Source organism: Luteolibacter rhizosphaerae (assembly GCF_025950095.1).
In the GTDB taxonomy this organism is placed as follows: domain Bacteria; phylum Verrucomicrobiota; class Verrucomicrobiia; order Verrucomicrobiales; family Akkermansiaceae; genus Haloferula; species Haloferula rhizosphaerae.
In genome coordinates, this window is sequence record NZ_JAPDDR010000001.1 from 266,945 (window position 1) to 290,531 (window position 23,587).

Here is a 23,587-nt window from a genome sequence, read left to right on the forward strand (position 1 = left end):
ATCAGTCGCAACGCCGTGTCCGGGGCTGGCCCGGGCACGGCGTTTTGATTTCGGGGGTGATGAAAATTGTGCAATTTAATGCAACATTGTCCTTGTCGGTTCGTATCCAAGGTGACATCCTCAACTCCATACGAAACCCCTGATCGAACGACTCATGAACCCACTCAAGCCCCTTAGTCTTTTTGTTGCCGTTCTGGCCCTGCCCCTGATGGCGGAGGAAGCCAAGCCGAAACCGGCAGACCCGACCACGCCGCCCGCCGCTCCCACGGTGGATTTCGGCGACTTCTCGTCCCAGATCCTGACCTCGAAGGCCTGGGATGCGCTCGGTGTCTCCAATCATGCCGCGGTGGACGCCTATGTGGCCAAATGCATCGAGCTTTACGCCGACAAGGCCAAGGAGATGCAGTCCTCGTTGACCGAAGCTGCCGGTGCCGACAAGGCGAAGGAATACTGGGCGCTCAACGACGTGGGCACCTGTCACTTCATTCGCGCCCAATCCAAGGAAGCGCGCGGCGATACCAAGGCCGCGCTCGAGGACTACAAGGCGGTAACCGAAAAGTATTCCTTCTCCCAATGCTGGGATACGAAGGGCTGGTACTGGAAGCCCGCCGATGCCGCGAAGGCGAAGGTGAAGAGCCTCGAGTTCGATGCCTTGAAGTAAGCGCAATATCTAGCAAGATTCTCCCTCAAGGGATGGGATCGGCCACACTCCCTGCCGGTCCCATCCCGCCCTTGCCTTACGGATTTTCCCCTCCGACCCCTCCCCAGGTCACTTTCCATGTCGATCCGCCCGTCCGCCGATCCCTCCGTTCATCGCCCGCCGACGGGTGAGTTTCCGCCTGCGAATCAGTGGTTCGAGGAAGGGGGGCAGCAGTATGCGTTGATCGAGGGGCTGGAGGAGATGCCGCCCTTCTTCCTGAACATCGTCAGCCCGGACGATCACTGGCTTTTCTGCGCCAGCAACGGCTCGCTGAGCGCGGGCCGGGGCACGGCGGACAACGCGCTCTTCCCGTACGACACGGTCGACAAGATCATCGAGAACTGGAACCTCACCGGTCCATGGACGGCAATCGTGGCGGGGGATTTCCTGTGGGAGCCGATGCGACCGGGCACGCTGCCCAGTCCCGGGGTGAAGCGCCGCCTGCGGAAGAATGCCACGGGTGACGAGGTGGTCTTCGAGGAGGATCACGAGATCCTCGGGCTGCGATTTTCCTATCGCTGGCAGTGCTCGGAGCGCTTCGGTTTCGTGCGGCGGGCCTGCTTGGAGAATCTAGGGGACCGTGCCCTGCGCCTGCGCTTGGTCGATGGTCTCGACAACTTCCTGCCCGCGGGTGTGGAGCAGCGCACGCAGATGCAGCTCAGTTGTCTGGCGGATGCCTACAAGGTCAGCGAGCTTCACGCGGACGGACAGTTGCTGGTTCACCGGCTGGCAGCCGGGATCGTGGACCGGGCGATTCCGCTGGAGAGTTTGCTGGCGACGACCGTGTGGACTCGCGGCTTGGAGGGGGCGAAGCGCTATCTTTCGCGGGAGCAGGTCCGGTATTTCTTGCGCGGTCAGGAGCCGGTGGAGGTGGACCATATCCGCGGCTGCCGCGGTGCGCTATTTCTGGCCAAGCAGCTTCAGCTCGATGCTCGCGAGCGGCTCGAATGGATGATGGTGGCCGAACTAGGCCAATCACAGTCGAAGGTCTCAGCGCTTTGCCTGCAACTGGCCGATTCAGCGCGTCTGGATGAAGAAGTTGCGGCGGATGTCATCCGCGGCCGGGAGCGCCTGAAGTCTCATGTCGCCGCGGCCGATGGAGTCCAGAGCGGAGGCGACCGGGATGCCACGCTGCATCACTATCACAATACCCTCAGCAATATCCTGCGCGGTGGGGTGCCGCTGGATGGCTCGAACATCCGCGCGCAGGCCTTCGCCGCATACCTGGCCAAGCACAATCAGCCGCTCGCCGACAGTTGCCGCACTTGGCTTCGGCATCTCCCGGAGATCCTGCCGCGGGATCGCTGGCTGGCCGAGGTGCGTGCGCTTGCCGAGCAGGATCTCGAACGCCTTGCGGTCGAGTATCTGCCGCTGGTCCTGAGCCGCCGCCATGGCGATCCGAGCCGTCCTTGGAACCGCTTCGCGATCCGGGTGAAAGATGAAGTGGGGGAGCCGGTGCAGTATTTCGAAGGGAACTGGCGCGATATCTTCCAGAATTGGGAGGCCTTGGCTTGGAGCCATCCGGACTACCTCGATGCTTTCATTACGAAGTTCGTAAACGCCTCCACGGCGGACGGCTTCAATCCGTACCGGATTTCGTCGGACGGGATCGACTGGGAAGTGCCGGATCCGCATGATCCGTGGTCCTCGATCGGCTACTGGGGAGATCACCAGATCGTCTATTTGCTCAAGCTGCTGGAACTGCAGTCCGAGGTTCGTCCCGACTTCCTCACGGGAGGTTTGAACAAGGCGATGTATGTTTATGCGGATGTGCCCTATCGCATCCGCGGCTGGGATGCACTGCTTGCGGATCCCCGCCATAGTGTGGATTTCGATCTGGAGAAGCATCAGAACGCGATGGCCCGCAAGCAGGCGATCGGCTCGGATGGCCTGTTGCTCCGCGATATCGAGGGCAATCTCGTCCGGGTCACCCTGATCGAGAAGCTTCTGCTGCCCGCCACGGTGAAGCTCGCGAACCTGGTGCCGGGAGGCGGGGTGTGGATGAACACGCAGCGCCCGGAGTGGAACGATGCGAACAATGCGTTGGCCGGCTGCGGCCTCTCGGTGGTCACCGCGGGCTACCTGTTGCGTTACCTGGAGTTCGTTCAAACGCTCATCGGCAAGCATCAGGTGGCGCGGTTCGGCATCACCGCGCGTTTGGCTGAGCTGATCGAAACACTCGCGGATCTCTTCGCGAACCGCCGCTGGTTGCAGGACGAAGCTCTGGACGGTGCCTCGCGCTTCGCGCTCGTCTCTTCCGCAGGGCAGGCTGCCGCCCGCCACCGCGAGCAGGTTTACCTCGCCGGGCCGGGCAAGGCCGTGCCGGTTTCGCGCGAGAGCATCCTGAACTTCCTGCGCGGAGCCATCGCCGCGCTGCGTTGCACGCTACGCCAGAATCGCCGGGAGGACGGACTCTACCATTCCTACAACATTCTGGAGATCGATGCGGCCCGGCGCTGCATGGAGCTCGGGCGCTTGCCGGAGATGCTGGAGGGGCAGGTATCAATTCTCAGCTCCGGCTTGCTGGAGCCGGAGGAGGCGGCTGAGTTGTTAGAGAAACTGCCGGGCAGCGCGCTGTTCTCCAAGCGCCACCGGAGCTATCTGCTCTATCCCGACCGGGATCTGCCGGATTTTCTTGGCTACAACCGTGTCGACGAACGGGCGGCGCATTCCATTCCCGTGCTCTCCGCGATGCTGCAGAAGGGGGATCACCGGATCCTCCAGCCTGATCCGGCGGGTGGCTTCCGCTTCCATCCGGCGCTGAGGAACGAGTATGAGCTGGCGACCGCGCTCGACCGGATCGTGGCCGAATCCGGTCCGCTCAATGGGGATCGCGACGCGATCCGGGCGCTGTATGAGGCCACCTTCAATCACCGGGCTTTTACAGGTCGCAGCGGAACGATGTTTGCCTACGAGGGCCTCGGCTGCATTTATTGGCATATGGTGTCCAAGCTGATGCTGGCAGCCCAGGAAGTGGCCGTGAAGGTCGAGGGGGATGATCTCCTATCCGCACGTCTGGCCGCGGCCTACTATGGTATCCAAGGCGGGCTCGGTTTCCGGAAGACGCCGGCCGATTACGGGGCCTTCCCCGCCGATGCCTACTCGCACAGCCCGGCCGATGCGGGGGCTCGCCAGCCCGGGCTGACCGGTCAGGTGAAGGAGGGAATCCTGTGCCGCTTGGGAGAGCTCGGAGTGAGCTTCGTGCAGGGCGGCATCCGCTTCCGTCCCGCGCTTCTGCGTGCATCTGAGTTCGCCGCGGAGGATAGCGAAGGAAACCGGGCGCTCAATTTCACGCTGGCCTCCGTGCCGGTCATCTACCGGAGCCGCGATTCCTTGAACGATGCGACCCTCGTCGTGCGTTTCGACGATGGCAGCGATCAGTCTTTCGAAGGCGGCTTGCTGCCACCCGCCGTCGCCGACGGCATCATCCGCCGCACGCATCGCATCCGCAGCATCGAAGCCGAGATACCCAGCCACTGGCTTATCGCCTGATCCGCCGCTCCCCCTCCAGCACCCAATCCAAGAAACCCATTGGACCCTTCCTCCGCCAAACTTTCGCTGAAGGAAAAGATCGGCTACGGCCTCGGCGATACCGCGTCGAACTTCGTTTTCCACAGCGTCAACGTCCTCCTGCTCTTCTACTACACGGACGTCTTCGGCATCTCGGCCGCGGCGGCCGGCACGCTCTTCGTCGTGGCGCGAGTGTGGGATGCAATCAATGACCCTCTGATGGGTGCGCTCGCCGATCGGACGCATACCCGCTGGGGAAAATACCGGCCCTATCTCCTGTGGCTGGCGGTGCCCTTCGGTATCTGCGGCTATCTCGCCTTCGCGAACCCGCAGTTCGGCGAGAGCGGCAAGCTGGTGTATGCCTATGTCACCTACTTCCTGCTGATGACCATCTACACGGCCATCAACGTGCCGTACTCCGCGCTGATGGGAGTCATGACGCCGTCATCCGCCGAGCGCACCTCGCTCTCCAGCTTTCGTTTCGTCGGGGCCTTCTCCGGGCAATTGCTCATCTCGATGGGGGCGCTGCCGCTGGTGAAGAAACTCGGGGAGGGCGACATGGCCACGGGCTTCAAGTATACCATGGCGCTCTTCGCGGTGGTGGCGGTGATCCTCTTCATCATCACCTTTTGCACCACCCGCGAACGGATCCAGACAGCGGTGGAGAAGCAGGACAAGGTGAGCATCGGCAAGGACATGCTCTTCCTACTGAAGAACCGGCCATGGGTGATCATGGTCATCGCCGCGATCCTGACGCTTTCAAATGCCGCGATCCGTTGGGCGGTCACGCCGCATTTCTTCAAGTACTATGTGGGGGATGACGGCACGACCGTCTTCTGGTTCCTGGACCGGACCTCGCTGATCATGACTACCGGTTCGCTCGCGTTCATCGCGGGGATCTTCTTCACGGGCATGCTCAGCCGGCGCTTCGGCAAGAGAAACGCCCTGATCGGTCTGACAATCCTCAACGCGCTCTCGCTGCTGGCCTTCTACTTCATCCCGCCCTCGGCCTACTCCACGATGATCGTGGTGAATGCGATCGGCAGCTTCATCGCGGGACCGACGCCTGCCCTGGTCTGGGCGATCTACACGGACGTGGTGGAGTATGGCGAATGGCGCTTCGGGCGCGGTACTCCGGGGCTGGCCTTCTCCGTGGCCACGCTGGCCCAGCAGCTCGGTATCGCGGTGGGCGGTGGCATGGCGGGCTGGCTCCTGCACTTCTACGGCTTCCAAGCGAACCAATTACAGTCCGAGTCTGCCATCTCCGGTTTGCGGACTCTCTTCTCGCTGCTCCCGGGGATTCTGGCTCTGGGCAACGGGCTGGTTCTGTTCTGGTATCCGCTGACGGAATCCACCGTGGCGCAGATCGAATCGGATCTGGCGGAGAGGCGCGGTAAGCTCGCTATCAGCAACGATGAGCCGCCGACCAAGGCGATGCTCGGTGAAGCTCCGAACTAAGCATCACGCGGCAATCACTTGCCGACCTTGAGCGGCGCGGCAGCGGTGAGCTCCTGAGGGATGTCCGAGGGTGAGGTGTCGAACTCCAAGCCGCGGAGCCAGTCGTTGGTGCGATCAAGTTGGACGGCGGCACCGTCGATTTCGTGGGAAAGCGCGCCAGCATCGCGGCTGGCGAGGTGATCGGCGCGGAAAAGCTTCACCAGTTCCGCGATGCGCTCTTGCTCGGAGGCGGTGAGCTCGCGGCTCTCCTCGGCACTGCGGCGCTTCTCAAGGCGTGCCTTGAGCGATTGGAGGCGGGACTGCATCGACTCAACCAAGCCGGCTTTGCTGCCGGGTTCGATCGCGCCGACCTCCTTCTCCATGGTGGCGATCTTGTGTTCGAGGTCGGCGGGATCTTCGGTTTCGATCAGATGATCGAGCATCTCCCCGGTGTGGAGCAGGCGAAGGTAGGTCCAAGCCAAGCTGGAGAGGCGTTCGCTGCGCTGGCGGAGAATCTCGGGATTCAGGCGGTGATCGCGCGAGAAGGCTTCCTGCAGTTGGGCGATCTCCGTGGCGAGGGTATCGTAGCGAGCGCGGACCGGGCTACGAAGGGCATCGTAGATCTGGCGACGCTGGTAGAGGAAGTCGCGGAGCTTCGCACCCTCATCGCCCTGCTTGCGGGCGGCGAGCCAGTTTTTGAAAAGGCGGGAATCGGGCAGGTAGATCCAGCCGAGCGCATAGGCGGCGATTCCCGCGATGGCCCCGATAGTGCTCACCGTGGCGAGTCCGGCACCGAGCGTGATCAGCCCGAGCCACGCGTGATGCGGGCTCTTCGCGAAGGCTTTCAGTTTTTCGATGCCGGTCATGCTGGCGCAGAGCTAAGAGCGTGGAGCGAAGAGTTAAAAGCAGAAGCGATGATTTCGGTGCCGCTCGCTGCCACCTGCTCCAGGCCGACTACTCCACCGTGAACCACTGGACCTCCACGCGGCGGTTGAGGTCGGAGTTCTTGCCCGCGGGCTCTTCCCATCCGCGACCGACCACTTCAAGGCGCTCAGCCTTGATGGAGGGATATTTCTCGACCAAGCGCTTCTTCACCTCGTCGGCGCGCTTCTGCGAGAGGGACATGGCCTCGAGCGACATGCGGCGGAGGAAGGCCTCGCCCTGCTTGCGGAACTCTTCCTTGCGAAGGTCGTCCACGTGCCCGCGCAGCAGGATCATCGAGCCGGGCGAAACGCCGAGCAGGTGATTCACATTGGCGAGATACTCGTGGTTCTCCTTGTTCGCCATATCGAGCTCCGAGCTGTTCGGCACGAAGTAGAAGCGGATGTCGCGGGTGAGCAGGGGATCCTGCTCGATCGGAGACTGGCTGCTGCTCTTGATCGGCTGGATTGAGGCGACCTGAGCGGCCAAGGAACCGGAGGCGGAGATCGCTTCGAGCGCCTTGGTATCCGCGAAGAATGAAGATGAGACGGGGGCGGGTTGGAGCTCCGGACCGTAGGCGAGATTCGCGGTCTGGAAAACGGAGGCGAAGGAACCTGCCTCCTCGATCGCACCGCGGAAGAAGGCGAGGTTTTCGGGGAGATTGGAGAGGTGCACCTTGGAGAGCTCGGCTGCGGCCTTCTCGCTGGTCCACGGCTTGCCTTCGTCATCCTTGAAGGCGGCGGCGATGGTCGGGAGATAGGGCTGCGGATTGGCGCGGACCTTGTCGTTGTGGAGCAGCATGCCTTCCACGATCTTCTGGACGATCTCCGGGCTGGCCTGTGCGAAGCCCTTGTTGAAGACGAGGATGTCCGCGATCACGAGCAGGTTGCGGTTATCCACCAACTGTCGGGCAGCACCGCCGGAGTTATCGACCACCTCGGTCGTCTTCGGGGCCCAGGTCACGCAACCGTCGAGGCTGCTGCCGCCGCCCTTGAGGTCGGCCAGGAAGGCATCGCCGGCGACGAAGGCGTCCTCGAGGAAGACGAGGTTCACGGATTCCGGATCGCGCGCTTCATCGGGACCATCGAGGCGCTTTACCGGCAGGCCGGCTTCCTGAGCGAGATAGCGGATGAAGAACTCGGCCTCGCTGAAGGGTGCGGTGGCGAGAGTCTTGCCCTTCAGGTCGTTCACGCGCTTGATGTCCTTGCGCACGATGATGCCATCCGCGCCGCGGGACCAGGACACTTGGGCGGGCACGACGCACTGCCACTGGCGGCCGTAGTTCGAGAGCACGTCCACGGTGGTGGCGGAGGCGGCGATCTTGCCGTCCTGCAGATCCGCCCATGAGTCTTCCTCGCTGAGGGTGATCTTCAGCTTGAAGCCGGCGTTCTTGGTAAACCAGGAGTTCTCGTTAGGATTCAGGCCTCCGTTCGCCACGATAAGGCCCGCGTAGCCGGCATACTCGGAGATATTGAGCACGACGGTGTTGTCCTGCGGCACGTAGGGGCGTGGCGAGGGGAGTTGCGGCGCTTTGCCCGGGGCAATGAAATCGAAGGATTCCGTGGCGGCGGACGACTCGTCCGCGGGGCTATCGGCATGCTCGGAGATGACCTGCGGGGATCGGGCGCCCGGGCCCTCCTCCTTTTTGCCGAGCAGCCTCATGATGGCAAATCCCGCCAGAAGCAGGACCACGAGGGTGAAGACGATCTTTCCGAGCTTGGTCATGATGGCGGCGATGATGGACCGGACGGGCGAATTTGTGCGATGGGAAAATGTGAAGTCTGTTGGAAGAGGGTGGGTTTCGGGTGATTTCCGAGTTGTTCCGTAGAACAGGTATGCTTTGTTAGCCCCCGTGATTTTTCCCCCTGCATGAAGTCATCGACCCCTGCCGCTTCCAAAAGCGCTGCCATTCCCGAGGGGGTGGAGGAGCTCCCGGACATCACCTACCGTCATTTGGAGGTCTTCAGCGTGGTTTGCCGGGAGCGATCCTATGCCAATGCGGCGCTGGAGCTGCACAGCACGCGGGCGAATATCAAGCGGGTGTGCGATGAGTTCGAGGGGGTGGTAGGGCGGCCACTGTTTGAAGAACGTCCGGACCGGAGCTTGGTGCCGACCGAGTTTGGCGGCGGATTGCTCGGCCAGATCGGACCGCTATCGCGGGCACTGAGGAAGCTGGGCGAAGGTGTGCGGACCATGCATGAGGCCGGCCGCGTCTTGCGCTTCGCGGCGGCGGGTGAGTTCTTCCGGGTAGGCTTGTTCACGGAGTTCCTGGCCACGCTAAAGGTCTCGGACCTGTTCCGGTCCTGCTTCATCCGGATCGAGGTGAAGCGTTTCCGCACGGCGCTGCTGAATGCGGAGTGCGACGTTTACTTCGGCATCGGGCTGGGCGAGGCGGATCGCTTGGACGCAGTCGATCTGGGGCCGGTGCCTTGGTCGATCATCCGGAAACCCAGGGCGGCTGGTGATCCACCGCGGGGTCCGGCGGATCTGGTGAATCTCGATTGGTGGATCGCGGAAACCGGCGAACTGGAAGCGGCGGAGGCGATCGTAGCGGCATTCCGGGAGGCGGGGGCAAGGGGCGGGAGAGTGATCGCGGAGAGCGAGGCACTTACTTTCGCCGCAGACCCCTCGCTCCTGCCCGTTGGAGTGTGTCTCTTCCTGCCCGAACTGGCGTCGGGCATGAAAGGACGGGATGCCGGAGTGTGGCCCGCCTATCGTTTGACCGCCTGCCTGAGAAGGAATCACCCCTATGCGGAACTCAAACCCCGCCTGACGGCAGCCGCGAACGGTCATGGATGTTGATCTTAGTAGCCTGCTGGTCTTCCGGCACTTGGCAGAGACGGGGAGCTTCACGGCGACGGGGAAGCGCTGGGGCATGACCCAGCCCGCGGTGAGCCTGACGATCTCCAAGCTGGAATCTGCGGTGGGCTTGATTCTTTTCGAGCGTTCGCCCACGGGTGCCAAGCTGACTCCGGCGGGAGTGAGCTTCCTGGAGATGGGTAAGGAGGTGAGCGATGCCTACCTGGATTTCGTCGACGGGATGCGCCACCTGGACCGTCGGATGGAGGGGCAGGTGATGCTGGCACTAGATGCATCGTACTTCGGCCGCGTTTTGCGGGAATCCGTGCATGCGATGCCTCCGGCGGGATCGACCGTGCAATTCGGCGAGGCGAACGGCAAGTGGGGCGAGGCGCTGGAGGCGCGCCGGGTGGATGTCGTGATGGCGGGGCGCTTTCTGCGGGCGGGTCTTTCCCCGGGACTGCAAGAAGCCGTGATCCGCCGCGAGCGGGGGATCACCGTGGCATGGAATCCGGACTTCTATCCTTTCGATCCGGACAACTTCAGCTTTCCCGAAGTGCTGCGAACCACGGTTTTGGTACCCGACCGGAAGGTGGTGACCGGCTTCAGCTCCTTCTTGCTGCGCTGGTGCGACGAGGCCTACGGAATGCAGCCGGCGCATTCGATCTCGTTTCCATCCGAGGACGAGGCGGCTGCGGCGTGCCGTGCAGGTCTTGGAGTGATGTTGGCTCCGGGGAATCTGATGCCCCGGCTGGGCGAGGGGGACCAAGGGCTCGTGCATGTGCGGACCTTCGAGTTCCTGCTGCCGGAGGCCTTCACGGTTTCCGTGTTCTGCCGGAGCGATGAGGAGTCGAAGGAGGTTCTCGGGACCGCGGCGGCGATTGCGAAGTTGGGTAAGAAGCTGTTTCCCTGAGACTTCTTGCCCAAGGGGAAGGGGATGCTAGGGTGGGAGTTGTCCCTTCCTCACGACGACCGTTCACGATTCGCAAACCCTCTCGGCCTTGATCGCCGCCTATGACAAGGCGGTGGTCTTCGAAGAGTCGACTCCGGGGGCTCTGAAGGTGGCGAAGGCCCTGCCGGCCTTGAATTGGTCGCATGGCGGACTGCTCCTGCTGGGAGTGCGGAAGGATGGGAGCGTCTGCGGGGTGGCCGAGGGGGAGGTGGACGGGATCTTCCAGCGTTTCGGCCAGCTTTGCGCCGAACTCTCGCGCAGCCGGGTGGAGATCGGCCAGCTGCGTTGCGGTGACAAGGCGGTGGTCTTCATCGTCTTCAACATGATTCCGCGGCACACCCCGGCCGCTCGACCGTTATATCGGGGACATCGAGCGGCTGGCCGTGGTGTAAATGGCACCCGCTGTGGCTTGCAGGACAGGCCCGCTCTCTGCTAGTGGCTGATGACATGAGAGCTTTGTTCCGCCCCCTGATCCTGGCCGCCTGCCTGCCCTTGCTCGCGTTCCCGCTATGCGCCGAGGAAGGGCTGAAGGGTGAGTTCACGACCTTGGCCGGATTCGTAGTGAAGCCACCGAAGGTAAGCAATCCCCGGATTACGAAGGAGGGGCCGGGCCTTCCAGCGCCGACACGTTTCAACCGCGACTTCGACAAACCGGCAGCGACTTGGCACGCGAGCGAAGGCTATTTCGTGTCCTATCTGGCCGGAGAAACGGGAGGTTCCCTCTTCTTCGCGGAGGACAAGGCTGCTGCTTGGGAGAGGCTGGTGGATGGCCGGGTGGACGAGGTGGTGCGGGTGGGCGAAAAGCAGTACATCGCCACCGGCGGTGTGATGCACATGGAGCAGATGTCCGGTGCCGTTTACCTGATGGTCATGGACCATTCCGGCAAGTGGCAGGTCCGGAAAGTATACGAGTCCCACCTCGGCGTGCCGAAGGTGCTGGGCACTTCGAGCGTGCAGACGGCAGATGGATCCTCGGTTCCGCTCACGGTATTCGAGCTGGATACGAAAGGCGCCTATCCGGTGGATGCGATCCAAGGCATCACGCCGGACGGCGTGGTGCACTATCTGGGGCGGCGCTTGAAGGAATCCACCGCGGCCGCGCCGGAGCAGGTATCCGAATTCTGGAATACGGCCCAGACGCATAAGGTGAAGGCCTATCTCTTCGATCCTGCCAAAGGAAAGACCCGGAGCATCATAGAAGAGGGCAAGGTGCACCCGGGGAAGATCGATGAGAAGGTGCTGGCGGAAGCCCAGAAGGAGCGGCTGGTGGCAGCGCTGAAAGGCAAGGAAGGGCGAGCCCCTTCGGGATGCTACGAGCCCTACCATGGCTTCGTTTTTTACGACCGGGAAGAACGTGTTGTCGGACAAGTGACCGTTTCCCTTTTGTGCAGGAACGGGGCCGCCAGTCCTCAGGCTGCCGAGGCGACCAACTGGAACATGGAGGCCATCGAAGGCGTCCTTCGTGAATCGGGTCTGCCCGTGCTAGGCAGCGTGGCGGATTATCAGGCGCTTTTCATTTCGGGCGGGGAAGCCGCCCATTGAGCGTCCCGGGAGGCACCGGATGGGAAGCGGTGGGCTCCTGCCAAGGCTAGCAGGCAGCGGCTGTGGGATGGGGCTCGCAAGGTTTGCGGACTCTCTTGAGACTTTGTCGCGGTTTGCTTTCGACTTGTCAGTTAGACGACATCGTCCATGGTGCAGGATAACCCCTACAACCACATTCCGTGCAGCAATTCCTAACCGATCACGGTATCGGAACCTCCCTTGTTCTCGGGCTTGTCGGGCTCGGTGTCGCAGGTCTTCTCATTCGAACGGTTCTGGCTTCATCCGCGGGTAACGAGCGGATGGCGGAGATCGCCGCTGCGGTTCAGGAAGGGGCGAAGGCGTATTTGCACCGGCAGCTGGTCACGGTCCTGATCATTGCGGCTGTCATCTTCGCGGCGATCTTCAAGCTGCGCGGGTGGGAGACGGCGATGGGTTTCGTGCTCGGGGCGGTGTGCTCGCTCGCCGCGGGATACATCGGGATGATGGTGGCGGTCAGGGCAAACGTGCGGACCGCTCAGGCGGCTTCGGTGAGCCCGCATTCCGCGCTCAAGGTCGCCTTCAATGGCGGGGCGGTGACCGGCTTGCTGGTGGTGGCTTTGGGCCTGCTTTCCGTGGGGGCGTTCTATCTGATGATCCGCGAATTCAGCGGGAACACGAAGGTGGCGATTGATTCGCTGGTGGGGCTCGCGCTGGGGAGTTCGCTAATCAGTGTCTTCGCCCGCTTGGGGGGCGGCATTTATACGAAGGCGGCGGACGTGGGGGCGGACTTGGTCGGAAAGATCGAGCAAAACCTCCAAGAGGATGATCCGCGGAATCCCGCGACGATCGCGGACAATGTGGGGGACAACGTGGGCGACTGTGCAGGCATGGCGGCCGATGTGTTCGAAACCTACGCCGTGAGCCTCATCGGTGCGGTGCTGGTGGGCTACCTGACCGCGCTCAACCAATCGATGGCGGCGGTGATCTATCCCTTTGTGATCTGCGGCGTTTCGATCATCGGCGCGATCCTCGGAATCGGCTTCGTGAACGTGGCACCGATCTCGCCGACCAAGGCTTTGATCGGCGGGGTGGTGGTGAGCGGCTTGGTCTCGGCCGCATTGCTTTGGCCGGTGACGGGGATGTTCTTCCCGCAGGCGCTGGAGTTTTCGGGGAAACCGGTGGATGCCCGCTCGCTTTATATCTGCGTGGCGATTGGAATCGCCCTGACCTTCGCGGCGGTGGGGATTACCAATCATTTCACCTCGACCGCCCACGGCCCCGTGCGGCGCCTGGCCAAGGCCTGTGAAACCGGGCATGCCACGAACATCATCGCGGGGATCAGCACCGGGCATCACGCCACCGTGCTGCCGGTTCTGTGCATCGTCGGCTCGATCTGGTGGTGCCACCAGGAGGCGGGATTGTATGGCATCGCGATCGCGGTGGTGAGTATGCTGAGTCTTTCAGGGATCATCATCTCGCTGGATGCCTTCGGCCCGATCACGGACAATGCGGGCGGTATTGCCGTCATGAGCGGTCTCGATCCCGACGTGCGCAAGGTGACCGACGAGCTCGACGCCGTGGGCAACACGATGAAGGCGGTGACCAAAGGCTATGCGATTGCCTCGGCAGGCCTGGCCGCGATGGTCTTGTTCGGCTCGTACGTGGAAGAGCTCAAGGCGATCCTGAATGAGGACTTCCGCTTCGATCTCATGGATCCGCGGGTCATCATCGGCCTCTTCATCGGCGGTCTCCTGCCTTTCTCCTTCACCGCCTATGCCATGGATGCGGTGGGCAATGCGGCGGGGGCGGTGGTGAAGGAAGTCCGGCGACAGATCGCGGCGCGGCCGGGAATCCTCAACGGGACGGAGGTTCCCGAATACAAGACCTGCGTGGACATCGTGACCAAGGCCGCACTGCGCCAGATGATTCTGCCTGCGCTGCTGCCACTGATTTTCGTGATCGTCGTGGCCAAGATCCCGCAATTGGGCCCCGTGGCATTGGGCGGTGTGCTGGTCGGCACCATCGTGACAGGCCTCTTCCTCGGGATTGCGATGACCTCGTCGGGCGGTGCTTGGGATAATGCGAAGAAATATGTCGAAGATGGCAATCACGGGGGCAAAGGCTCCCCGGCCCATGCGGCGGCAGTCACCGGTGACACGGTGGGTGATCCCTACAAGGATACGGCCGGTCCGGCGGTGAACCCGATGATCAAGGTGGTGAACATCCTGGCCATCCTGATCATTCCGATTTTGTTCCGCTGACACAGGAATGCGCAGATCGGGCATGCTGCATGCAATTCCTATGCCGCTGATTCCCAGTGATCGGATGGGGGCATGCGGAGGATCGCCGTCATGCGCCTTGCAGAGCGCCGGGTCTTCGCCTTAGTTCGGCCTCCCGAAGCAAATGCTGTTCCGTTCCGTCGCACCCGAAAGCAATGTTCGCGCCCGCTCCGTCCATGACAAGGGGCCCTACAAGTTCGCGGTGTTCCTGATGCTGGTGCACTATCTCTCCATCGTGGCGCTGGTCACATGTGTGGTGATCTTCATCCTCAACCCGAAGCAGGCTTCGGTGCCGCCGCTGATTGGCTCGATTGTCGCGACGCTCTTTACCTGGCTGGTTGCTTTCATCAAGCGGCGCTCCGTACGTTGCCCGCTTTGCAAGGGCACACCCCTGCTCGACGGCGGGGCCTCGAAGAATGCGAAGGCCTACCGCCTGCCACCCTTGAACTACGGGAACACGGCGGTCCTCGGGATCCTCTTCCTCAGCCGCTTCCGCTGCATGTACTGCGGAACTCCCTACGACATGCTGAAGAAGCCCTCGAATCAGAAGTACCGCTGAGCAGATGCTCCCTAACGATTGATATTTCGTTTTGACGAAATAACGGCCGTTCCCTAGCGTTCTCCTGCTCCATGAAGTGCCCCCGCTGCGTGCAAGTGATCCATCGCGGGGCGAACTTGTGCCCGCACTGTGGATTCGGGCTGGCGGAGGCGGACCAGCGTTACGGGCAGGAGGAAGTTTCGCTGCGCCGGCTGGGCGATATCGCGGGCCTGATCCGGGCCAAGGAGCGACCGAAGGTTTCGGCGGCGCTCGACCGCTTCTGCAAGCGCTTCCCGCAGCTTTTCTTCGCCGTCTACACCGGCTCGGGGCAGGGTGGGGGGAATCTGCGGCAGTTCGGCTTCTGGCTTTTGAACCGGGCTGCCTTTGAGGACGTTCCGGTGGACCGTCCGAACGAAGCCGGAATCCTGCTGGTGATCGATGCCGATTCAAAGTCGGCCGCGGTGACTTGGGGTTACATGCTCGATCCTTTCCTGAGTGAAGAGGATACCTTTCTCTGTCTTAGCCGGGCGCATGCCTATTGGCTGGAAGGAAACTTTGCGGACGGCATTGTCCGGATGGTTGAGCAGCTTGAGAAGATCCTTCGGAAGCGAGCCTCGCAAGCGCGGCGGGATCCGGAGCGCTTCGAGCGCAAGGTGGCCCCACCACCCCGCACCGGAGAAATCGCTCGGCGGATCCGCGAAGGTCACAGGCAAATCTCGCCGCAAACCGGCGCTGAAAAGGAGGTGCGGCAGTGAAGGTGGCATTCTGGTTGCTTTCCTCCGGGCTTCTCATGGCCGAGCTGCCGCTGCTTCCCGAGTGGCAGGCCGCGGACAAGGAAGCGGTGAAGAAAGGGGACTGGGTGCCCGGAATGCTGCTCCTCAGCGAGGAATCGCAGGATCAGGCGACGGTCCATGAGGTGGAACCGCCAAAGCCGGAGGAAGTGGTTCAGGCACCGGTGCCGCCGCCCGTGGTGCCGGAGGAGTATCTTGAAGCGTACTTCGGCGAGCGCCCGACGCATTTTCTGGTCGATCCCCAAGGCCTGCTCAGCGACAAGGATGCGAAGGATCGGGAGAACTTCCTGAGTTACCACTCGGGTGACTCGGCGATCGATCTGTTTGTCTACCTCTTCGACGATCATCAGGAGATTCCTTCGGAGGTGCGTGAGGAGGAGATCGTGGAGCGGCATTTCTCGGAGGGGAAGCCAGCGGTGGTGGTCTACTACTACCTCGGAGCTCCGGAGAAGGCGGACATCTACGTGAGCCCCTTGATTTCGGATTCCGTGGCAGCCGCGGACCAACGCCGGGCCTTGGCCAGTTCGGTCGAAGAAGCCCTGGAGAAGCCGGACAAGGTCGCCCAGTTCGAGGCCTTCTCGGTCCAGCTCGCGATCCGGGTCTACTGGATGGAACGTGCAGCCGGACTGGTCTCCGAGGTGGAAACCACTCCTCTGGTGAGGCCTCTGGTAAGGACGGAGAAAAAGGCCGAGAAGCCATCCGCGATGAAAGCGCGGCTCGAAGCTCTGACCGCCGAGTGGGGGCCATCCGCCGGGATCATGGGGGCGGCGATCTTCATGGTGGCCGGGGGCTTGGCCTTCGCGCGACGCCAAGCTCGCTATCGCTTCCCCGTTTTTGATGTGCCGGCTCGCATGGGTGGCTCGCACGCGGCGGGTATCGGCGCGGTGATTTCCTTCGGAAGCACCACGCAGTCACCTTTCTCCCAACGCAACGAAGTGCCGGATTATCTCGGCCTTTAAGCGAATGAACCGCTGGGAAGAGCTGTGGCAGAGCGGCGAGACGCCGTGGGACAAAGGCTACGCCGCCCCTCCTCTCACGGAGTTCCTCGAACGTGGGGATACCGTGCTGCATCGCTCCCGGCGGGTTCTGGTGCCCGGATGCGGCGGGGGACACGACGTGAGGGAGTTGGCACGGCAGGGAATTCCGGCCACAGGGCTGGACCTTGCGGAGACGGCCGTGGCTGCGGCGCGGAATTATCCTCCGGTGGCGGGAGAAGATTACGTGGCCGGAGATCTTTTCGATGACTCATGGCGTGCCGGTAGGGAGTTCGATGCGGTGTGGGAGCACACCTGCTTTTGCGCGATCGATCCCTCGATGAGGCCCGCCTACGCGCGGGCGATGGCAGAGATCCTGAAACCCGGTGGATTTCTGGTGGGTGTCTTTTACCTGACCCCGTGGGATCCGGGTGAGGAGTCCAGCGGGCCGCCCTTCGAGACGAGCCGGGAAGAAGTAAAAGGCCTGCTCGCGGGAAACTTCGTGCTGCGGGAGGATTTCGTCCCGACCCGGGCTTATCCCGGCCGGGAGGGGAAGGAGTGGCTGGCGGTATTCGAGCGCGTAGGGTGAATTCCCTTCGGGATTCGGGATCCCGCTGCGCAAGGAGGTCGGAAAAGCCTACGTAGTTCCCGGGTTGCGATTCATCCTCCGCTTCCCTGTTAGCAAAGCGTCGCATCCGCGGGGTTGCGCAAGGGGGAGGCTTTGGCTAGAATACGCAGTGTTTCTCCGAGCGATGGATTTCCGATCTGCTGCCCTGCCCGGCCTTCTCGCCTGCGCGTTGCTTCTGCCCGCGATGGCCCAAGCGAAAAGGTCCTACATCAACGACAAGAAAGCCCCTGAATCACGCCATGATCTGGACGTGATCCAGAAGCACATGTCGGACTCGCTCCCGGCGGCCCGTCGGGCGACTATCTGCATTGATCTCGGGGAGGGCTCCGGAAGCGGTGTGGTGATCTCCCCGGACGGTTTGATCCTCACCGCGGCTCACGTGACCAGCGGCGTCGGCAAGGAGTTCACCGTGATTTTCGAGGACGGCCGCAAGGTGAAGGCGGAGTCGCTCGGGCTGGTCGCGTCCTCCGACTGCGCGATGGCCAGGATCACCGAGCAGGGTACCTACCCTTTCGTCGAGTTGGACCGGGAGGACAGCTCGAAACTCGGGGACTGGGTCTATGCGCTCGGTCACTCCGGCGGCTTCGACAAGGACCGCGGGGTGGTGGCTCGCCTCGGTCGGGTGGTGCAGACGCGCGACAATACCTTCCAGTCCGACTGCTCTTTGATCGGTGGCGATTCGGGCGGACCCCTTTTCGATCTCAACGGCCACCTGATCGCGATCCACTCGCGCGTGGGCATCCGCACCCAGGAGAACATGCACGTGCCGGTGCGGGAGTTCCTCAAGAATTGGGACGGCATGATGAAGGGCGAGTTCATCGGGGAGGGGCCCTACGCCCGGAAACCCGAGAAAGGAAAAGGCTTCCTGGGAATCGGCACCAAGGATCGCTCCGGCGAGGGGCTTGATGTCGACAAGGTCGGCAGGGAATCGCCCGCCGAGAAGGCCGGCGTGAAAGCCGGCGATATCCTGCTCAAATTCGACGGCACCGAGTTGCGCTCGAAGGAACAATTCCAGCAACTGCTGAAGGAGAAAGCGCCTGACGATAAGGTGGCCCTCGAACTGCTCCGGGATGGCAAACCGGAAACCCTCACTTTCCGACTCGGTGAACGCTAAACGCTCGATCTCCGCAGCGCTTCTGATTCTCACCGGCATCGCGCCGGCAAATCAGACACTGGAATCCAATCTCCGGACCAATGGGCCCGGAGTGCAGGTAGCCTTCGAATCCGTGCGGGCCGTGCTGCAAAACAGCAGCGCGGTGATCCAGCGCGGGAACAAGGAAATCGCTTACGGCACCGTGATGTCCGCGCAGGGCGTTATCCTCACCAAGGCCAGCGAGATCGGCGACGCCAGCGGCCTGACTGTCACCGTCGGCACGCAGGTCTTCAAGAATCCCGCACTGCTTGGAACGGACACGACTTGGGATGTCGCCCTGCTGAAGGTCGATGCCCAGGGGCTGACCCCGGTGCAACTGGCTACCGATCTCCCGGATCCTGATCGCGGGACCTGGGTGGTGGCAAACGGCGCGACCAGCCGTCTCAAGCGTCGTCCGCAGGTCGGCATCATCTCCGCGAATGCACGCGAGATTTTCCCGTCCGGTGGCGTCGTGATCGGTGTCACCTTCAAGGAGGACGAGGAGTCGAAGGAGCTTTTGGTCAAGGAGGTCCACGAAGGCAGCGGCGCTGCCACCGCCGGTATCAAGATCGGTGATGTGATTGTCGCTGTCGGCGGGCAGGACGTGGCCGACCATGACGGACTCGCCAAGGCAGTGGAGAAGCGTCGTATCGGTGAAGATCTCGAGGTGACCGTGCAACGGGAGGGCAAGAAGATCACAATGACGGTGCGTCTATCGGGACGGACCGATCTCTTCGAGGAAGAGCTTACGCGGAATGACCAGATGAGCGGAGCTTTCTCTCCGCGGCGCAGCGGTTTCCCGCGGGTAATCCAGCACGACATCATCGCCAACCGCAGTACCATCGGCGGTCCCGTGTTCGACCTGGACGGACGCTGCCTGGGCATGAACATCGCCCGCGCGAACCGCTGCGAAACCTTCGCGATTCCCGCCGGGGATCTGCGCAGCCTCGCCGACCGCTTGATGACCCAGGCGGGGGTCAAGTGACCCGCTCTATCGGATGGTGCTTCCCCTCGCCGCTCTTCCAAAAAGCGACCGGATTCCCATTGGCGGAACGACGTCTCGGGCGTATTCTCCAACAAGAAGATGAGCGAATCGGAAAGCGATCTGGAGATCCACCTGCAGGGCAAGATCCTGCTGGCGGATCCGTCCCTGCACGATGGGATTTTCGACCGTTCGGTGATCCTGCTAGCCGATCACTCGGCGGAGGAAGGAGCCTTCGGGCTGATCCTCAACCACCCCACCGGGCACAATGTCGGTGACTTCCTGAAGGAGGATGCGTTCGATCCCTTGAGAAACATTGCGGTTCATCTCGGTGGCCCTGTTTCCCGCGAGCATCTGACCTTCTCCGCTTTCTGGTGGACGGAGGACGATCGTCTGAAATGGCATGTCCGAATCCCGGTCGATCAGGCGATTCGCCGCAGCCGTCAGCCCGGTACCTTGGTGCGAGCTTTCGTCGGCTACTCCGGGTGGACCGCAGGTCAGCTGGAAGGGGAGATCAAACGGAACACCTGGATCACCACGCAGCCGAATTCCGATCTGCTGGGGCAGACGCATGATCGCGACCTCTGGGCCGGGATCTTGCGTTCGATGTCACCTTACCATCGTGTGCTCGCCGAGGCACCCGACAATCCGCGGGCGAACTGAAGGACGAGCCCCGTGGAATCCGCCAGCCTCGGGTAGGTTGAAACACGCAATTGTGCGCGTGGCGCTTGCGCACCCGGGGAATGGGGCGAGATTTTAGCGATCTGATTCCTTCCATGACTCCCATCCTTCATTTCAACATGATGAAGCGGAGGTCGCGCACCGGCCTCCTAGTGTCGCTCGCGCTTCTGGGGCTAATTCTGCTTTCCGGCGAATCCCATTCGGCCACGGGGCGATGGCTGGCCTACGCCGCCACCTGTGCGGCGATCACCTTCGCGATCTACCAGATGCCCGGTAGTTCACGTGTACTGTTGGATGCCGAAGGGATCTCTATCCGCTCGCCCTTCTGGAAACAGCGTCTCGATTGGCAGAATATCCGGCGCTTCGTGCTGGTCGATCTCAGCGGCGGTGATCCGGAGCTCTCCGGTCGCAGGAATTGGATCGGCTACTTGATGAACGAACGGCAACTCGCGGCGATGCCGCAGGAGAATGTGAAGCTCTTCGAGCCCTTCGGCTGTCATGGTTTGCTGCCGGCCATGGACAAGGTGGACCCGCACATGATGGTCCGCCTGCTCAACGGTGCGCTCCGCAGCCAGCGTGGGGAAGAGAGCTCCTGATGTTAGGACGCCTTACTCGTTCGGCGCAGCCTTCGCTTCCCCGCCGAAGGTGAAAGTGATCAAGACGGGCCAGTGATCGCTCGCGCCCTTCGGGGCTTCGGCGAGACGGGCCGTCCCGCTTCCCAATCCCTTGGTGAGGATGTAGTCGAAAGTGGTCGGCTCGTAGGCGCTGCTGCCGCGCCAGCTCAGTCGCTCGGCACGCGGCACGGCGTTCCAGGTATTGTGGAAGCCGCCGGCGCTTAGGATTTCCAGAGTCTTGTCACCAAACTGGCCGTCGTGATTCGTGTTGAGATCGCCCGCGATCACCACGCCGCGCACGCGGCCCTTGAAGGTGGCCCTCTCCATCTCGGCGATGTGGCGTAGCAGCTGGTGGGCGGATTCTTCCCGCATCCGGTAGTTGCCCGCATCTTGTTCCGGAGATCCGCCGCCACGATTGCTCTTCAGGTGGACCGCATAGACCAGGAGCACGCCGGTTTCAGGAGCGGGGAGATTCACCGCGGCGAAGCTGAAGCCGCGGGGCGGGGTGTCCGCGCTTTGCTTCCATGCTTCCGCCCAAGTGGCTTCCACCGGCAGCTTGCTGGCGATGCCTACTTGCTGGGGCCAGAGTCCGGCCCCTTGATCGTTCCGGAAGGAGGAGACCACCACCGCTCGCAAGTCCGGCACGCTGGAGGCCAGATCGGCGAATACCTGCCAGTTGCGCAGTTCCTGGCCGATGAGGATATCCGGCTTCTCGCGCTGCACGACTTCGGTCACCAGTTTCTTCTGTGTATCGACCGCGGCCTCCTCGGGTTTCGGGCTGCCGCCGGGATACCATTCGACATTCCACGCCATCAGGCGGACTTCAGTGGCGGAAGCGCCGGCCATGGCGAGCAGGGAAACCAAGGCGGCGAGACGGGAGATTTTCATGGATCGTAGGGCGCGGTGGGAGCGGAGAGGGAACTCGCAAACCCGGCATGGGTTTTGCGAGCAGATCAAATGCCGAATCAGGGTGTTCGTCTGATTAGCTTGGCGGTCGGCCTTCGTCGAGCGGGAATGCTTCCCGCCGCAGGGCAATGCATCTAGAGATTCGGACCACGGATCGACGCGAAAGGGCTCCAACTTCCGAAGGGGATCAGCCAAGCTGCCGACCATACTGACCGGATCAAAGATTCGGACGGCAGATCCCATTCGCGTCAATTGGCGTCCATTCGCGGTTCTCAATATCTAAGTGCGCTTGCCCTGCTTCCCGCCGGATCGGGGATTACACGAAGAAAGAGCTCAGCGGACCCCGAGAAATCTGCGTGCCTCGGGATCCAGTTCTCTCCAAGTCCCGGCCTCCAAGGGAGCCAAAGTCAGCTTGCCGATCGCCACGCGGATCAGCCGCAGGGTGGGATGGCCCACGGCGGCGGTCATGCGGCGCACTTGGCGGTTCTTCCCTTCGGTCAGGGTCAGCTCCAGCCAGCAATCGGGAACGCTCTTGCGGTAGCGGACCGGAGGATCGCGGGGCGGATGAAGCGGAGCGGGGTCAAGCAGGCGGGCGCTGCAGGGCAGGGTGCGGTGTCCCTTGAGATCCAGTCCGCCGGCGGAAAGGCGCGACACCGACTCCGGGGCGGCCAGGCCCTCCACCTGCACTTGGTAGGTCCGGGGGTGGCCATGCACCGGATCGAGCAGGCGGCTCACCACGGCGCGCTCGTTCCCGAGAAGAAGGAGCCCCTCCGAATCCTGATCGAGGCGGCCGATGGGGAAAACGTCCTTTGGAAAGCCGAACTCCGCCAGGGTCCGTTGGCCGGGGTGATCGGGCGTGAATTGGCTAAGGACGCCATAAGGTTTGTGAAAGGCGATCAGCATCGGAAGCTTGCTGCCGCTAGGAAAGTGAATGGCCCCGCCGGTCACAAGGATCGACGGGGCCATCTTTTCCCCCCCCAGGGAAATCATGGAAATCTTGCAGTTTGCTGCTGGCGCTCTTAGGCTTGGGTGCCGCCGTGAACGTGTGAAATTAATGCCACGAAAGCGTCAGTTCAACAATGCGTGTTGATACTTACGGGAATCTACGTAAGATTCTTCCGATCCTTAGCTCAGCCGTCCCGTGCTCGGAAAATCTTACTTCGATTTAGCTCAAGCCATCTATCGCGCCACTAATTTCGACGATTTCGTGGATCTTTTGGTGGCCAAGGTGCCGCATTTGATCGGAGCGGATGAGGTGGTGGTGCTGGAGAAGAGCCCCTTGAGCGGCTACAGCGCCGTTTCGGACCACGGTCCGCTGGCGAAGCGGCTGCGTGAAAAGCTGCCCACGATCAACCGCTTGATCGTGGAACACCCGATTCAAGGACGGGTGGATTTCGACAAGCCGGGGGACCTCGGCTTCGCGATGAGCGACTACACCGCGCCGGGCGACTACAAGCAGAGCCGTTTCGTGCAGGAAGTCTTCGGTGACTTGGCGCCGAACGAGGTGCTTTTCGGGGCGATCTCGGTTTCACGCCGGCGGAATGCCTACATTCATTGTTACCTCGCGGCGGGCGCGTTTGCCTTCCAAGCCCGGGAGCGCTTCGACGCGATCTTGCTGACCGCCCGGGGCGTGCTGGATCGCATGGCGGCTCTGAACGTGGAATCCTCGGTGAGAGCGAAGCTCTTGGAGGGCACGACCAGTTCGCCCATGGCGGTTTTCGCTGTGACTCCGAACGGGAAAGTATTCGCCGTGAACCACGCCGCAGTGGCCCTTTCGGAAACTTGGTGGGGGCCGGACGAGCCCACCTTGGAACTCAAGCCGGATCTGGTGGCGGAGTTGGATCGCGAACTGGATCGGAGTTGGGACAATGCGGTCACACCGCTTTGGAAGGATCTGGTGCTTGATCTCGGAGGTGGTGAATTGACCTTCGCCGCGCTGCCGAAGCTCAGCGGGGAAACGCTTCTCCTCCACCGGATGGCGGGCCCGGGCGATGCCGAGGAGGCGGTCAGCATTCTGACCAAACGCCAGCGCGAAATCATGGATTGGATCGCCGAGGGCAAAACCAGCTCGGAAGCGGCCATCATCCTGGGAATCAGTCCCCGGACCGTGGAGAAACACCTCGAGGCCGTGTTCCAGCGGCTGGGTGTGGAGAACCGCATTGCGGCCATGCGCCGCTATCTCGATTTGAAGCGCGGGATTTGAGCCGATGGCCTCGGCCCGG

At 62.4% G+C, this 23,587-nt stretch carries 21 protein-coding genes; 17 read left to right on the forward strand and 4 right to left on the reverse strand.

Annotation, left to right across the window (positions count from 1 at the left end; all coding sequences use genetic code 11):
• Nucleotides 1-154: 154 nt before the first annotated feature.
• From OJ996_RS01075 to OJ996_RS01085, 3 genes are all read left to right on the forward strand, one after another.
• A complete protein-coding gene (locus OJ996_RS01075; RefSeq protein WP_264510266.1) occupies nt 155-661 on the forward strand; it encodes a hypothetical protein in 507 nt (168 codons plus the stop codon).
• 117 nt (nt 662-778) lie between these two features.
• Nucleotides 779-4,192, forward strand: coding sequence for a 1,3-beta-D-glucan phosphorylase, GH149 family (locus tag OJ996_RS01080; RefSeq protein ID WP_264510268.1), 3,414 nt, complete (start codon nt 779-781; stop codon nt 4,190-4,192).
• 39 nt (nt 4,193-4,231) lie between these two features.
• Nucleotides 4,232-5,668, forward strand: a complete 1,437-nt coding sequence (locus OJ996_RS01085; RefSeq protein WP_264510270.1) for an MFS transporter — start codon at nt 4,232-4,234, stop codon at nt 5,666-5,668.
• Between the two features lie 14 nt (nt 5,669-5,682).
• Here OJ996_RS01085 and OJ996_RS01090 read toward each other — a convergent pair whose 3' ends face one another.
• Nucleotides 5,683-6,513: a hypothetical protein gene (locus OJ996_RS01090; protein WP_264510272.1), complete on the reverse strand. Its 831-nt coding sequence runs from the start codon at nt 6,511-6,513 to the stop codon at nt 5,683-5,685.
• Nucleotides 6,514-6,601: 88 nt separating this feature from the next.
• Nucleotides 6,602-8,293 carry a phosphate ABC transporter substrate-binding/OmpA family protein gene (locus tag OJ996_RS01095; RefSeq protein ID WP_264510274.1) on the reverse strand — a complete coding sequence of 564 codons (1,692 nt, stop codon included), beginning with the start codon at nt 8,291-8,293 and terminating at the stop codon, nt 6,602-6,604.
• Between the two features lie 144 nt (nt 8,294-8,437).
• Between OJ996_RS01095 and OJ996_RS01100 the strand changes: the two genes are divergently transcribed.
• The 13 genes from OJ996_RS01100 to OJ996_RS01160 all read left to right on the forward strand — a co-directional run bounded on the left by OJ996_RS01100 (nt 8,438) and on the right by OJ996_RS01160 (nt 20,441).
• Entirely contained in the window at nt 8,438-9,370 is a 933-nt protein-coding gene (locus tag OJ996_RS01100; RefSeq protein ID WP_264510276.1) for a LysR family transcriptional regulator, read from the forward strand.
• Nucleotides 9,360-10,280, forward strand: a complete 921-nt coding sequence (locus OJ996_RS01105; protein WP_264510278.1) for a LysR family transcriptional regulator — start codon at nt 9,360-9,362, stop codon at nt 10,278-10,280. The genes OJ996_RS01100 and OJ996_RS01105 overlap by 11 nt, the downstream gene beginning before the upstream one ends.
• Before the next feature lie 88 nt (nt 10,281-10,368).
• Complete coding sequence (locus OJ996_RS01110) at nt 10,369-10,755, forward strand: hypothetical protein (protein ID WP_264510280.1); 387 nt, start codon at nt 10,369-10,371, stop codon at nt 10,753-10,755.
• Between the two features lie 11 nt (nt 10,756-10,766).
• Nucleotides 10,767-11,861, forward strand: coding sequence for a hypothetical protein (locus OJ996_RS01115; RefSeq protein ID WP_264510282.1), 1,095 nt, complete (start codon nt 10,767-10,769; stop codon nt 11,859-11,861).
• Nucleotides 11,862-12,040: 179 nt separating this feature from the next.
• Complete coding sequence (locus OJ996_RS01120; RefSeq protein WP_264510284.1) at nt 12,041-14,101, forward strand: sodium-translocating pyrophosphatase; 2,061 nt, start codon at nt 12,041-12,043, stop codon at nt 14,099-14,101.
• Between the two features lie 142 nt (nt 14,102-14,243).
• Complete coding sequence (locus OJ996_RS01125) at nt 14,244-14,678, forward strand: hypothetical protein (RefSeq protein ID WP_264510286.1); 435 nt, start codon at nt 14,244-14,246, stop codon at nt 14,676-14,678.
• Between the two features lie 71 nt (nt 14,679-14,749).
• Complete coding sequence (locus OJ996_RS01130) at nt 14,750-15,412, forward strand: TPM domain-containing protein (protein ID WP_264510288.1); 663 nt, start codon at nt 14,750-14,752, stop codon at nt 15,410-15,412.
• 35 nt (nt 15,413-15,447) lie between these two features.
• Nucleotides 15,448-16,407: a hypothetical protein gene (locus OJ996_RS01135; RefSeq protein WP_264510290.1), complete on the forward strand. Its 960-nt coding sequence runs from the start codon at nt 15,448-15,450 to the stop codon at nt 16,405-16,407.
• Between the two features lie 4 nt (nt 16,408-16,411).
• Entirely contained in the window at nt 16,412-17,011 is a 600-nt protein-coding gene (locus tag OJ996_RS01140; RefSeq protein ID WP_264510292.1) for a methyltransferase domain-containing protein, read from the forward strand.
• Nucleotides 17,012-17,174: 163 nt separating this feature from the next.
• On the forward strand, nt 17,175-18,164 hold the full coding sequence (locus OJ996_RS01145; protein ID WP_264510294.1) for a S1C family serine protease: 990 nt from the start codon (nt 17,175-17,177) through the stop codon (nt 18,162-18,164).
• Nucleotides 18,154-19,167, forward strand: a complete 1,014-nt coding sequence (locus OJ996_RS01150) for a S1C family serine protease (protein WP_264510296.1) — start codon at nt 18,154-18,156, stop codon at nt 19,165-19,167. Before OJ996_RS01145 ends, OJ996_RS01150 begins: the two co-directional genes overlap by 11 nt.
• 99 nt (nt 19,168-19,266) lie before the next feature.
• Nucleotides 19,267-19,827, forward strand: a complete 561-nt coding sequence (locus OJ996_RS01155; protein WP_264510298.1) for a YqgE/AlgH family protein — start codon at nt 19,267-19,269, stop codon at nt 19,825-19,827.
• Between the two features lie 113 nt (nt 19,828-19,940).
• Complete coding sequence (locus OJ996_RS01160) at nt 19,941-20,441, forward strand: hypothetical protein (protein WP_264510300.1); 501 nt, start codon at nt 19,941-19,943, stop codon at nt 20,439-20,441.
• 12 nt (nt 20,442-20,453) lie between these two features.
• On the opposite strand, the gene OJ996_RS01165 is transcribed toward OJ996_RS01160, so the two are convergent.
• Together OJ996_RS01165 and OJ996_RS01170 are read right to left on the reverse strand one after the other, a co-directional pair.
• Nucleotides 20,454-21,347 carry an endonuclease/exonuclease/phosphatase family protein gene (locus OJ996_RS01165; protein WP_264510302.1) on the reverse strand — a complete coding sequence of 298 codons (894 nt, stop codon included), beginning with the start codon at nt 21,345-21,347 and terminating at the stop codon, nt 20,454-20,456.
• 351 nt (nt 21,348-21,698) lie between these two features.
• The gene (locus tag OJ996_RS01170; protein WP_264510304.1) at nt 21,699-22,268 is read right to left on the reverse strand and encodes a pseudouridine synthase; all 570 of its coding nucleotides are present in this window, start codon (nt 22,266-22,268) and stop codon (nt 21,699-21,701) included.
• A 238-nt stretch (nt 22,269-22,506) separates the two neighbouring features.
• Between OJ996_RS01170 and OJ996_RS01175 the strand changes: the two genes are divergently transcribed.
• On the forward strand, nt 22,507-23,568 hold the full coding sequence (locus OJ996_RS01175) for a response regulator transcription factor (protein ID WP_264510305.1): 1,062 nt from the start codon (nt 22,507-22,509) through the stop codon (nt 23,566-23,568).
• Nucleotides 23,569-23,587 lie beyond the last annotated feature (19 nt).

Excerpts from the sequence above, each read along its gene's own strand:
- OJ996_RS01145 (WP_264510294.1), top strand. The coding sequence starts at position 17,175 with ATGGATTTCCGATCTGCTGCCCTGCCCGGCCTTCTCGCCTGCGCGTTG.
- OJ996_RS01170 (WP_264510304.1), bottom strand. The coding sequence starts at position 22,268 with ATGCTGATCGCCTTTCACAAACCTTATGGCGTCCTTAGCCAATTCACG.
- OJ996_RS01100 (WP_264510276.1), top strand. The coding sequence starts at position 8,438 with ATGAAGTCATCGACCCCTGCCGCTTCCAAAAGCGCTGCCATTCCCGAG.
- OJ996_RS01130 (WP_264510288.1), top strand. The coding sequence starts at position 14,750 with ATGAAGTGCCCCCGCTGCGTGCAAGTGATCCATCGCGGGGCGAACTTG.
- OJ996_RS01165 (WP_264510302.1), bottom strand. The coding sequence starts at position 21,347 with ATGAAAATCTCCCGTCTCGCCGCCTTGGTTTCCCTGCTCGCCATGGCC.
- OJ996_RS01135 (WP_264510290.1), top strand. The coding sequence starts at position 15,448 with ATGGCCGAGCTGCCGCTGCTTCCCGAGTGGCAGGCCGCGGACAAGGAA.
- OJ996_RS01105 (WP_264510278.1), top strand. The coding sequence starts at position 9,360 with ATGGATGTTGATCTTAGTAGCCTGCTGGTCTTCCGGCACTTGGCAGAG.
- OJ996_RS01115 (WP_264510282.1), top strand. The coding sequence starts at position 10,767 with ATGAGAGCTTTGTTCCGCCCCCTGATCCTGGCCGCCTGCCTGCCCTTG.
- OJ996_RS01075 (WP_264510266.1), top strand. The coding sequence starts at position 155 with ATGAACCCACTCAAGCCCCTTAGTCTTTTTGTTGCCGTTCTGGCCCTG.
- OJ996_RS01080 (WP_264510268.1), top strand. The coding sequence starts at position 779 with ATGTCGATCCGCCCGTCCGCCGATCCCTCCGTTCATCGCCCGCCGACG.
- OJ996_RS01155 (WP_264510298.1), top strand. The coding sequence starts at position 19,267 with ATGAGCGAATCGGAAAGCGATCTGGAGATCCACCTGCAGGGCAAGATC.
- OJ996_RS01095 (WP_264510274.1), bottom strand. The coding sequence starts at position 8,293 with ATGACCAAGCTCGGAAAGATCGTCTTCACCCTCGTGGTCCTGCTTCTG.
- OJ996_RS01140 (WP_264510292.1), top strand. The coding sequence starts at position 16,412 with ATGAACCGCTGGGAAGAGCTGTGGCAGAGCGGCGAGACGCCGTGGGAC.
- OJ996_RS01125 (WP_264510286.1), top strand. The coding sequence starts at position 14,244 with ATGCTGTTCCGTTCCGTCGCACCCGAAAGCAATGTTCGCGCCCGCTCC.
- OJ996_RS01090 (WP_264510272.1), bottom strand. The coding sequence starts at position 6,513 with ATGACCGGCATCGAAAAACTGAAAGCCTTCGCGAAGAGCCCGCATCAC.
- OJ996_RS01160 (WP_264510300.1), top strand. The coding sequence starts at position 19,941 with ATGACTCCCATCCTTCATTTCAACATGATGAAGCGGAGGTCGCGCACC.